The sequence below is a fragment of the uncultured Sphingomonas sp. genome (assembly GCF_964250165.1).
Taxonomy (GTDB): Bacteria; Pseudomonadota; Alphaproteobacteria; order Sphingomonadales; family Sphingomonadaceae; genus Sphingomonas.
Genome location: NZ_CAXUEK010000031.1, coordinates 20,582 through 31,718, shown reverse-complemented (window position 1 = coordinate 31,718; position 11,137 = coordinate 20,582). Strand labels below are relative to the sequence as shown.

8 protein-coding genes are annotated in these 11,137 nt (G+C 70.1%); 1 reads left to right on the top strand and 7 read right to left on the bottom strand.

The window, feature by feature from the left end; genetic code table 11:
* Positions 1 to 106 precede the first annotated feature (106 nt).
* From ACFE64_RS08385 to ACFE64_RS08360, 6 genes are all read right to left on the bottom strand, one after another.
* A complete protein-coding gene (locus ACFE64_RS08385) occupies positions 107 to 1,456 on the bottom strand; it encodes a transporter (protein ID WP_375392007.1) in 1,350 nt (449 codons plus the stop codon).
* Positions 1,453 to 2,199 carry a hypothetical protein gene (locus ACFE64_RS08380; RefSeq protein WP_375392006.1) on the bottom strand — a complete coding sequence of 249 codons (747 nt, stop codon included), beginning with the start codon at positions 2,197 to 2,199 and terminating at the stop codon, positions 1,453 to 1,455. Before ACFE64_RS08380 ends, ACFE64_RS08385 begins: the two co-directional genes overlap by 4 nt.
* 6 nt (positions 2,200 to 2,205) lie before the next feature.
* Complete coding sequence (locus tag ACFE64_RS08375; RefSeq protein WP_375392005.1) at positions 2,206 to 2,907, bottom strand: C39 family peptidase; 702 nt, start codon at positions 2,905 to 2,907, stop codon at positions 2,206 to 2,208.
* A 20-nt stretch (positions 2,908 to 2,927) separates the two neighbouring features.
* Positions 2,928 to 3,311, bottom strand: coding sequence for a hypothetical protein (locus ACFE64_RS08370; RefSeq protein WP_375392004.1), 384 nt, complete (start codon positions 3,309 to 3,311; stop codon positions 2,928 to 2,930).
* A gap of 72 nt (positions 3,312 to 3,383) precedes the next feature.
* Positions 3,384 to 5,360, bottom strand: a complete 1,977-nt coding sequence (locus tag ACFE64_RS08365; protein ID WP_375392003.1) for a beta strand repeat-containing protein — start codon at positions 5,358 to 5,360, stop codon at positions 3,384 to 3,386.
* A 284-nt stretch (positions 5,361 to 5,644) separates the two neighbouring features.
* Entirely contained in the window at positions 5,645 to 7,168 is a 1,524-nt protein-coding gene (locus ACFE64_RS08360) for a helix-turn-helix transcriptional regulator (protein ID WP_375392002.1), read from the bottom strand.
* A gap of 80 nt (positions 7,169 to 7,248) precedes the next feature.
* Here ACFE64_RS08360 and ACFE64_RS08355 point away from each other — a divergent pair, with 80 nt between their 5' ends.
* A complete protein-coding gene (locus ACFE64_RS08355) occupies positions 7,249 to 9,057 on the top strand; it encodes a hypothetical protein (protein WP_375392001.1) in 1,809 nt (602 codons plus the stop codon).
* A gap of 86 nt (positions 9,058 to 9,143) precedes the next feature.
* On the opposite strand, the gene ACFE64_RS08350 is transcribed toward ACFE64_RS08355, so the two are convergent.
* A complete protein-coding gene (locus ACFE64_RS08350; RefSeq protein WP_375392000.1) occupies positions 9,144 to 11,129 on the bottom strand; it encodes a toll/interleukin-1 receptor domain-containing protein in 1,986 nt (661 codons plus the stop codon).
* Between the last annotated feature and the right edge of the window lie 8 nt (positions 11,130 to 11,137).

Sequence of the window (11,137 nt, the reverse complement as noted above, 5' to 3'; positions counted from 1 at the left end):
AGCGACTTTTAATCGAGAGGTCCCGGGTTCGAGCCCCGGCGGACCCACCAGCGCACGTCACCCGACCATCAGCCGGCTGGGCGCGACGGCTGCGGCGGTCCGTGTCTCAGGGATGGGGCGAGAGCAGCACCAGCGGTATGCGCAGCGCCGTGCGCACGTCGGGGGCGTCCTCGGTCGCGCCGACCTCCACCGACCAGTTGATGCTCGCCCGATCGGTCGCCCGATAGGTGACGCCGAACAGCAGGCGGCCGATCTGCAGGTCGCGCGCGGTCTGCTCGGCGCGGGTGACGCTGGTGCTCCTGACGCCGGTCATGGCGTCGGTCGTCGTCGTGGTCACCGCCGTGCGCGTCAGGGTGCCGAAGGCCCAGGTCTGCGCATAGCCCAGGTTGAGCGAGGTGCGCTCGTTGAGCGCGACGCCGATGCCGGCGCTGAACGACAGCGAATCGCCCGGCTTCACATAGGTCAGCTGTACGGGCGGGATGATCGTGTTGACGCCCTTGCCGAAATTGCGGGTGTAGCCGATCGTGCCGAACAGCACGGCGGGATCGCTCGGCAGGATTGCGGTGACGCTGGGCGAGACGCCCCAGAAACCGGAGCCGGTCGCCGCCTTGAGCGCTTCGCCGCTCGCGTTGCGCGGCACGCCGAACGGGTCGGTGCCGGTCGGCGCCACGACCTGCAGGTTGCCGACGATGAACGGCAGGCCATTATGCGCCCCGATCAGCTGGTAGCGCGCCGAGATCTCGACATCGCCGAGCCCGCCGCCCTTGGCGGCGCTGTCGACCTCGCGCGCGGCGTCGTTGTTGGTGCTGCCCTGGACGGGAACGAGCACCGAACTGTCGGCCCGGTGGACGAAGGGGACGCGTACGCCGACTTCCAGCTTGTCGGTGACGCCGTAGCGCGCCGCGAACGAGTCGGTGAAGATATCCTGGCGGCTCTCGTTGATGTTGAACTCGCCGACCAGCACCGATTCGACCACCTCGATGCCGCGGAACAGCGCGCGGTTGCGGTCGGCGCGCGCGTAATCGAGCTGCACCTCGCCCGTCAGCTGGCCCTTGCGGGTGACGACGCTGCCCTGATTGCCGAGCACGGCCACTTCGGGCGGCCGATCGCGGTCGGTGGGGCGCTGGCCGACGCGCTCCAGCGGCTGCGGCGTCGCCTGGACGATGGTCGCGGGGTCGCCGGGCGAGCTGACGGCGCTCCCCTGCGCGATGGCGGCCGGCGGCGGCGCGCCGACCTGGCCGGGCAGCGTCGTGTTCGGGGCGGCCGGCGCTGCGGCGATCCGATCCTCCAGCGCACGCAGCCGCGCTTCCTGCGCGTCGATCTGCTGGCGCTGGGTGGCGATCTCGGCGCGGGCCTGCTCGAGTTCAGCCTGCAACGCTGCGCGGGTGAGCGGCTTCGTCGCCGCGGTCTGCGGTGCCGCGGCCGTCAGCAGGGTCGCCGCGATCAGCATCGTCATCTTCCCAACCCCCTCGCCGCGTCCAGCGCCAGACTCTCCACGCGCATCTGCGCCGCGCCGACTTGATAAGGCGCGATGTTGCGCAGGTCGATAGCGACGTTGGTCGCGGTGTCGAACGTGCGGTCGTTGCCGCTGTTGGCGATCGCCGTCGCGATCGCGTGGCCGACCAGATCGGAGACCGCGAAGTGATCGCCCGCCAAGGTCACCTGCGTGCCGGTCGGCAGCGCCGTCACCGTCACCACGCCGTCCGGCGTCGCCACCGCCGGGCCGCCCGCCGTCACCGGCAGCGCCGTCAGCCCGAGCGCATGCGGATCCTGCGTCGCGGCGCCGACGGAGACGCCCGGCGCCCCCGCCGCGCCGCCGTAGGTCGGCGTCACGGTCTGCAGGCCGGATTGCCGGTCCATCGTGACGGTGACGCCGGTCGGCCCGCCCGCGGCAGCGTTGCCGGCCGGCGCGGAGGTGACGGGCGCGGCGGCGGGATCGCGGCCGAATACCTGGGTCTGCACGCCGTGATCGATCGTGAAGACGGTGCGCAGCACCGGTTGGCCGTTGAGCGTCGTATCACTGGTCACCGACAGCGCCAGCTCGACGCCATTGGGCAGCAGGAACTTGCCCGTCTGCCGCGCCAGCTCGGCATCCGGCAGCGGCGGCGTCACGGCGGCGTCCGGCGCCGGCACAGGTCCCTGGGCGACCGCCGGCGCGGCGGTGAACAGGGCGACGAACGATAGTAGGAGGAGGCGCATGACGGCTCAAAAATCCCGATAGAAGGGCGCCGTCAGCGCCAGCGCCTGCTGGCTGAGCGGATCGAGGAAAGGCGCGTTGATGCCGCCGACCGGCGCGCGCGCGAAGGCGCGCCACTGCTGGTCGCCGTTGAAATTGCTCTGCCCGGCGGCGGTCTGCGAGGTCAGCACGAAATAGATGCCGTTCCACTGACCCAGGAACTCGGTGCGGCTCATGCTGCGCAGGCCCAGCGACGGATCGCCGATGAGCACGCGATCGCCGGCCACGCCCTTCAGGACGACGAAATGGCGGTAGCCCTTGACGGTGATGAGCGCGATCCCCGGCAGTCCGCGCTTCGCGACCGCATCGAGCGACACGTGAAAACCGTCCGACGACAGCCGGTTCTCGGCCAGATAGCGCTTCATGTCGAGAAGAGAGAAGCCGACCTGGCGGATGCGTGTCTTATCGCCCTCGCGCCACATACCGGAAAACACGTCGGCCTCGCTGCGCGGCAGCGCATAATGGTAGCGCAGCAGGGTGGCGAGCGCCGCCGAGCCGCAGCTGAAATCATATTGCTGGCGCACGACGGTCGCGAACTTGCGCGCCAGCATCGAGGCGACCGGCACGTGGTAATCGTTGAGCGAGCCCGTCGAGGTGAGGAATTGGGGATCGGCGCCGTGCGTCTGAGCGGCGCAGCCCGCCAGCAGCATTGCTGCCGCACCCGCGGTCATCGCCCCTGCCCCCTTCCCGATCACTGCGGGCCGAGGTTGATCGTGACGTTCATCGCCGAGTTGATCGCGACGTTGTTGCCGCTGTTGGCGTTGATGACCGCCAGGCCCTGCAGGTTCTGGAACGCATTGCCGTCGATCGACACCGCCCCCGTGACGGACGTGCCGACGACGCTGTTGTTGGACACCGTATTGCGCTGCGTCGCGCTGGCGATCTGCGTGCCGATATTCTCGCGGCCGGTGACATGGTCGAGATCGCTCTCGGCGACCGCGGTTGCGCCGGCAAAAGGATCTGCCGCCGCGTCCTTGCCCGACGCCTGGTCGGGAGCGCGTTGGGCGGAGGCGCCCGTTACCGCGGCGATCGCCAGCCCGAAGCCGGTCACGCCACGCCAGAAAAGCGGTTTCACTTCAGTTCCCCTAAACACACACACGAACGTCGGGTGGGAGGAGCAGCCTGCCCCTCCCACCCGGTTCCCCGATTATCGCGTGATGTTACCGGTCGTGACCGCCACGCTGACGTTCGCGTTCTGCGAAGCGCCGGTGCCGGTGTTCTGGTTGAGCGCCTGGAACCCGGCGAAGTTCTGGAAGGCACTGTCGCCGGAAGACAGACGATTGTCGGTCGTCGCCGCCGCCGCCGCCGTACCGGCGAACGACACCTTCACGCCCGAGACGTAGTTGGACAGCGAGGAGCTGGCCACCACGGCGCCGTCGCCGAACGTCCCGTTGTCCGAATTGCTCGCGTTGCCCGCGATCTCGGTCGTGGTGTTCAGCGAGTCGGTATAAGCGGTGTTGGTCGACCGATCCGAATTATCGGTGTTGGTCGTCCGCTGCGAGTTGTCGGTGTTGGTGGTCGTCGCAACGCTGGTGTTGCCGCTGTTGCGGGTCGACCGGTCCGAGTTATCGGTGTTGGCCGTCCGCTGCGAGGCATCGGTGTTGGTCGTCGAATTGTTCGTCGTCTGCTGATTGTTGTTGTTGGTCGTCCGCTGCGACGCGTCGGTGTTGTTCGTCGTCTGCTGATTGTTGTTGTTGGTCGTCGTGTTGGTGTTCTGGCTGTCGGCGAGCGACGTGTTCGTACGGCTGGAGCTGTCCGTCGCGGTGGAACCGTTGTTGGCGCCCGCGCTGCCCGCCGTCGTCGTGCTGGCGTTCGTGTTGGTCGTGTTGCCGCCGTTGTTGCTGCCGTTGGTCGAGTTGTTCGTGTTGTCGGTGGAAGTCGAACCGTTGTTCGACGCCAGGCGACCGCCGCTCGCGGAGCTGCTGTCGTTGCCGCCGTTGTTGCTGCCCGAGCTGTCCGTGTTGGTCGTCGTGTTGACGGACTTGTTGTTGCCCACGTCGGTCAGCGCGACATCACCCACCGCGACGCCGCCCGTGGCGACCGAACGCCCCGCACCGCTGCCGACGGAGGAATTGTTGCCGCCGTTGTTGCTGCCGTTGGTGGAGCTGTTGGAGTTGTTGGTGGTCTGCTGGTTGTTGTTGTTCGTGGTATTGGCGGTGTTCGTGGTGTTGGTCGTCGCGGTGTTCTGGCTGTCCGCGAGCGAGGTGTTGCCACCGTTGTTGCTGCCCGAGCTGTCGGTGTTGCCGCCGTTGTTGCTGCCGTTGGTGCTGCCGACATTGGCCAGGCTCACATCGCCGACCGCGGTGCCGCCGCTGCTCGCCGCCGAACGCCCGCCATTGACCGAATTGTTGTTCTGGCTGTTCGCCAGCGACGTGTTGCCGCCATTGCCGCTGTCGCGCGTCGTGGTGGAATTGTCGGTGGCGTTGGTGGTGTTGGTCGTCGTGTTGGCGGTGTTGCCGAGATTGGCCAGGCTCACGTCGCCGACCGCGGTGCCGCCGCTGCTCGCCGCCGAACGCCCGCCCGTGACCGAATTGTTAGGCGTGGAGGTGTTGGTGGTGTTGCCGCCGTTGTTGCTGCCATTGGTCGAGTTGTTGTTCTGGCTGCTGGCGAGCGAGGTGTTGCCGCCGTTGCCGCTGTCGCGGGTGGTGGTCGAGTTGTCGGTGTTCGCGGTGTTGCCGTTGTTGGACACATCGCCGACCGCAAGGCTGCCGTTGTTCGCGGCGGACGTCGTGGCCGCGGCGCCGCTACGGTCCGAGCTGTCGTTCTGGCTGTTCGCGAGCGACGTGTTGCCGCCGTTGCCGGTGTCGCGCGTCGAATTGTCGGTGGTCGTGGTGTTGCCGCCGTTCAGGCTGCCGTTCGTCGAGTTGTTCGTGTTGTCCGTCGCGACCGTGGTGTTGGTGGCCGTGTTGCCGCCATTGTTGTTGTCGGACGTGTTGGTGCTGGTCGACGGATTCGACGAATAGTCGTTGCCGATGTTGCTGACATCACCGACCGCAAGGCTGCCGCCGTTGGCGGCCGACGTGCCGCCGCTGGCGGACGTGCTGGGCGTGGTGGTCTGAGCGAGAGTCGGCGAGCTGGCGAGCAGCGCCGCCGCCGACGTGGTCAGGAGCAGAGTGAGCTTCATGACGATGTGTTCCCCTTGCGAGTTGGCTGGTCCCGCATCACCACGCATCGTGAGTATGGCCGGACCCGTCCCGTTGGACGTGAGGGTTAATAAGACGTTCATTCTTTGAACGGCTCCCCGCGATCAGGGAAAAGCGCCCCCCCCATTTGGGGGGAAACGGCCAGAGTACCGACAGGGGCGACGGTAGTTAATTCAGTCCGATCAACGGCTTAGCAGAACCGTCCCGGATCGGGACGTGAATAGCGATGAAGCCTTCCAACCCGGCGTAGCCGAGTCGGACGCCGTCAGGCGGCACGGAAGTCGAAATCGCCCCGGACGGCGCGCAGGTGGCGGCTCATCAGCGCCACCAGCTCGCCCTGACGATGGGTGCCGGTCTTCGCGAAAATCTGTTTCAGGTAGGCGCGCGCCGTCTCCAGCTTGATCCGCATCGCGCCGGCCGACTCGCTGACCGTCATGCCTTCGCAGAGATGCGCGAGCAGCCGCGTCTCGACACGGGACAGACCGTGCAGCTGCGCCAGCGTCTCGACGCCGCGCATCAACCCGGGCCCGGGCTGCAGCACATAGAGCAGCGCGCCGCATTCCGCCGCCGACGCATCCGGACCGCCCGGACCGCCCGGTGCGTCCGCCGGCGCGATCACCGCGACCATCGGCCGCCCTTCGCGCGCACGCGGCAACAGCATCACGAGCGCAGACGGCTTGCCGGTAATCCCCGTTTGCGCGCCGTCCAGCACCGCGTCGAGCGCCGCCTCGAACCGCACCGCACACCGATAGTCGCTCGGCCGCACCAGGCCGCGCCGGAGCTGCAGACCATCGCCCTCCGCCAGCATGGCGGACGCGGCGCTGTTGGCGAACAGGACGCTATGATCCGCGCGCAGGGCGATGATTCCGCACGCATCGTGATCGAGCGCGATCGCCGCAGCGGCCTGACGAGCCCGGAGGTCGCCCAGCCGCGCCTCCGCCTCCAGCTGCGCGGTGACCAGGGCAGCCAGATCGGGCGCCATCGCCGTCGCCCGCGAACGAACAGCGGCGGAGGCCGAAAAGGTCAACAGCAGCACCGATGAATGCGCATCGCGGCCGGCCGGCTCCACGAGGATCGACATGATCGCCGATGTCGCGCCGCGGTCGGCGGTCCAGCGCGGACCAGCGCCACCCCACATGCTCGCGCCACGCTGGGCCGCTGCGAGCAGGGCCGCCTCCTCCACCGAACCGGGCATCACCGCCGCACGCGCAGCCGCGCGTGCCACGCCGGCGACGTCCACCGTCGCGAGCAGCGCCCCGGACGCGTCAGCCAACCGCCGCACCGCCGCCAGCGCGCGCGAGATCGGCGAAAGATCATGCTCGGCTGCACCCGAAGGCGCGACACGGAGCGACTCCACGTAAGCCGTCGCCATCCTCGATCCCGCAAGCTCGGAAGTCATGGTCGATGCCAACGCGCTAACCCCTCGCGTCGCTGTCGAACCCCGAAACGGTGTCGCTCGCACGAGCGCGCCGATCTCCGGTGTACTGCCTAACCTGTCCCTGTTTATCCTCTGACGATTCCCGATCGCTCGTCGTTCATAGGCCTTTATCGTCATCGGTGTAAAGATGCCACGCCGGCACTGGCGAGTGACGCGGTGCACAAAACTGGTTCCGTGTCGCTTTTGTCCTTTATCGCTGTCGACTTCGGATGAACCGCTGTTCATCCCGCCGCTGTGTTTTGTTGCAGAGATGAAACCAAGATTACGTTGAACGACACCCAGACCGTGCGGATGCCGCCGCGGCAACGGACAGCTTGCGGTCGACTGCCGCCGACGATCACGGCCGCGCATCGGCCTGCTGCAACGGCGACGAGGATGAGCGCGGGGCCAGCGATTGACCTCCCCGGAGTGGCCGCTCTAGGCCGGGGGCGATGATACCAGACGATCCGCGCGCGCGATCGGGCGGGGGCGCCATCGCGCTGCCGCCGCCGCTGCGGCTCAGCGTCGGCGTGACCGGCCATCGGCTGGGCCGGCTTGACACCGCCAGCCTGACGCCGCTCGCCGACGCGCTTGAAACAGTGCTGCGCGCCATCGAGCAGGCGGCAGGATCGCCTCCGCCGGCAGCGCTGCGGCTGGTGACCGGGCTTGCCGATGGCGCGGACACCATCGGCGCCGATGCCGCCATCGCGCGCGGGTGGCGGCTGGAGGTCGTGCTGCCGTTCGCGCGGGATGATTTCGCGGCGGATTTCGCGGCGGGCGAGGCGCGCGAGAGCTTCGCCATGCGGCTGGAGGCGAGCGCGGCGGTGATGGAGCTGCCCGGCGATCGCGATGCGAGCGACGGCCACGGCCTCGCGTACGAACGCGCCGGCCGCATCATGCTCGCGCAGAGCGACATCCTCCTCGCGATCTGGGACGGCGGCCCGGCGCGGGGGCGCGGCGGCAGCCCGCAGATCATCGCGGAGGCCGTCTTGCAGGGGGTGCCCGTGATCCATCTGGACGCCGCGGGCCGCCGCGCGCCGGTGCTGCTGTGGGACGGGCTGGAGGAGCTCGATCTTGGCCAGCAGACGATCGATACGGTGGCGCGCGGCAGCCTGGACGCGCTGCCTGAGCTGGTCCGCACCCTGCTGGCGACCGGGCATGCCGAGCACGCGGGGAAGCCCGATGGCCAGCCCCGCGCCCCGGCGCGCGCGCGCTGGACGCCGGCGATCGCCTATCCGCTGCTGCTCGCCGTCATGGGCGTTCGCCGCCCTCGCTTGAGCGATATCCGTGCCCCCGCGCCAGGAACCCCGGAGGCGCCGACATTCGATCCCTGCTCGTCGAGCGGAGCATTCGCGGCGCGCATGCGCGCGGTGCTGGCCCCGCGCTTCGTCCAGGCGGACGCCGCGGCGAGCCGGTGCGCCCAGCTGTTCCGCAGCGTCTACGTCACCAATTTCGCCCTCGCCGCGTTGGCGGTCGTCCTGTCGATGGCCGGGCTCGCGCTGCCGCCCGCGGCCAAGCCGGTGCTGATCGTCGCCGAACTCGCCACGATCGGCGCGATCCTGGTCCAGACCCGCGCGGGCAATCGTGCGGCGTGGCACCGGCTTTGGCTCGATCACCGCTCGCTCGCAGAACGGCTGCGCTGCCTCGCCATCGCGGCCCAGCTCGGCGATCTCGAGCTGCGGGCGGGCGGCGCCGAGCCCGGCAGTTGGGTCACCGCCCACGCGCGCTCGACCGCCCGCGAGCTCGGGCTGCCCTCCACGCGGGTGGACCACGCTTATCTCGCCTGCGTGCGCGACGATCTGACGAAGCTGATCGACGGCCAGGTGGCCTACATGGCCGTGGACGCGCGGCGGATGCATCGGCTGGAGCATCGGCTTCATCTGCTCGGGACGATCCTGTTCGCGCTCACCGCGCTGACCTGCGTCGCGCTGCTGGCGTTCAAGACGATGGACGCGCTGATCCCCCGGCTCGATGCCGCCGCGCATGCGGTCTCGATCGGCGCGACGATCTTCAGCGCCGCGTTGCCCGCGATCGGCGCCGCCATCTACGGGATCCGGATGCAAGGCGATTTTGCGGGCAGCGCCGAGCGCAGCCACAGGCTCGGCGATCAGCTGGCGCGGCTGAAGGTCGTGATCACGGACGATGAGCTGTCGTTCGACACGCTGTCGCGCCGCGTGCGGCGGGTCACGGGGTTGCTGACGGAGGATCTGGCGGCCTGGCTGCAGGCCTATCGCGCGCGCCCGCTGGTGCTGCCGGGCTGACGCCGGCGGCCGCCGCCCCGATATGAGCGGAGCCGCGACGCCGGCCGGGGCCGGGTCGGCCGGTCGTTGCAGCGCTGACCCGCCGCTCAGCGCGCGCCCGGCAGCCCGACCTGCCGCGCCTGCTCGCGGACGGTGCGCCCGAACAGCGTATCCGCTCCCCAGCGCGCCACCACCGCGTCACGGCTGCGCGCGATCAGCGGGCGGGCTTCGGCCGGGCGCCCGGCGGCGAGCAGGCAGCCCGCCGCGACGCTGTCGATCCGCGCCGCCCGCCACGGCTCCGGCAGCCCGAAGCGCGCCAGCGCCGTGCGCGCGGCGGCCACGTCCGCGGTTCCCGCCGGCAGGTCCCGCGACCGGCACGCCAGCTCGGCGCGGTCGGCGAGCAGCTCGATCTCCTTGGGCATCGCGTTCTTGCGCGCGACGGCGAGGCCATGGCCGAAGGCGGCGCGCGCGCCCGCGGCGTCGCCGGCGCCGCCCCGCGCGAGGCCGAGGCTGTCGTCCAGATTGGCGAGCGTGTCGACGCCCTCGCCCGCCTGCGCCACGAAGATCGCGCGCGCCGCCTCCAGCTCTCGAATCGCCGCGCCGAACCGGCGCTGCTCGACCAGCGCGCGGCCGAGATTGCTGCGCGACAGCGCGACCTCGACGCTGTTCGCTCCGTCGACCTGGGTCTGCAGCGCAGCGGCGCGGCGGAACCAGCCCTCGGCCTCGACCGGCCGGCCGCGCTTGATCGCGACCGCACCCAGCGTGTTGGTCGCGGTCAGCACCTGCGGATCGAGCGGCTGACCCATCGCGACGCGTTCGGCGATCACCTGGCGGAGCAGGGGCGCGCCACGATCGATCGCGCCGGCATCGACCAGCGACACGCCCTGGCCCAGCAGCGCGAGGAGCTCCTTGTCGCGATCCGGGGGCATCGCAGCGAGGCTCAGCCGACGCAGCTCGCCATAGTCGCGCAGCGCCGCGGCGGTGTCTCCCACCCCCTGCCCGAGCTGCGCGCGATAGGCGAGCAGCTGACGGCGATAGAGGAGGTCGAGATCGGGATGCGCGCGCAGCAGCGCGAACGCGTCGGCCAAGGTGCGGCGCATGCCGGCATAGTCGCTTTCCCAAAGCTGCAGGCGCACATCCGTCGACAGCATCATGACCCGCGTCTGGGGATCGCCGGACGGCAGCGCGCGCGCCGTGTCCACCAGCCGGCGCCCCTGCCGGATCAAGCCGAGATTGGCGTAGACGCCCGCCAGCACCGTCAGGAGGCTGGCCTTCACCTCGGGCTCGCGCGCCAGCTCGGGTGATCGCAGCGCTCGCGTCGCCGCCTCGTCCACCAGACGCCTGAGGGTCGGCTCGCGGCCGCCGGAGCGGGCGGGGTCGGCCTTGTCGAAGACATCGCTCAGGAAGGTCGCGGTGCGCTGGGCGGTGTCGCGCTGGCGGATCGCCTCCGCCCGCGCGATCAGCGCCAGCGTGGTCAGCGCCGCCATTACCGCGACGAGCACGATGCTGACCGTGGCTACCACCGCTAGCAGCCGTTGCCGTCGCGCGGCTTCGCGCCGCCGCAGCGCGTCGAACGGCAGGTCGAGCAGTCCGGCGATCAGCTTCAGCCGCGCATCGGCCGGGCGATCGGCGCCTGGCCGGATATCGGCGGCGAGCGGCTCCGGGCGGGGTGCGCCCGGTGCCGCTTCGATCAGGGCGGGCGGGAAGCAGCCGCCGTCGTCCTCGCGCGCCGGATCGCCCGCCACGATGAGGCAGAAGATGCGGTCGCCGCGACCGCTCGCGCGGAACCGGCGCACCTCCTCATTCACCCACCGCGACGCCCGCGCGGCCGGCGAGCAGACGATCAGCAGGTTGGCCGAACCCGCCAGCGCCTCTTCGATCCGATCCGACAGGTTGCCCGACGTCGCAAGCTCCGAACGGTCCAGGAACAGCCGACCGAGGCGACGGCCCCCCTGCGGCCCCGCCAATCCGCGCGGCAGTCGATAGGTCTCCAACGCCCGGTGCGCCCATTGCGCCCCGCGTCCGTCCCGGTGCGCGTAGCTGATGAAGGCGAGGTAATCCGTGTCCCTTTGCTGGCCACTGCCTTCGTTCATCGGTCTTT

Coding starts and splice junctions, on each gene's coding strand:
- ACFE64_RS08385 (WP_375392007.1), bottom strand. CDS start 1,456: ATGACGATGCTGATCGCGGCGACCCTGCTGACGGCCGCGGCACCGCAG.
- ACFE64_RS08380 (WP_375392006.1), bottom strand. CDS start 2,199: ATGCGCCTCCTCCTACTATCGTTCGTCGCCCTGTTCACCGCCGCGCCG.
- ACFE64_RS08375 (WP_375392005.1), bottom strand. CDS start 2,907: ATGACCGCGGGTGCGGCAGCAATGCTGCTGGCGGGCTGCGCCGCTCAG.
- ACFE64_RS08365 (WP_375392003.1), bottom strand. CDS start 5,360: ATGAAGCTCACTCTGCTCCTGACCACGTCGGCGGCGGCGCTGCTCGCC.
- ACFE64_RS08360 (WP_375392002.1), bottom strand. CDS start 7,168: ATGCGCGGCCGTGATCGTCGGCGGCAGTCGACCGCAAGCTGTCCGTTG.
- ACFE64_RS08355 (WP_375392001.1), top strand. CDS start 7,249: ATGATACCAGACGATCCGCGCGCGCGATCGGGCGGGGGCGCCATCGCG.
- ACFE64_RS08350 (WP_375392000.1), bottom strand. CDS start 11,129: ATGAACGAAGGCAGTGGCCAGCAAAGGGACACGGATTACCTCGCCTTC.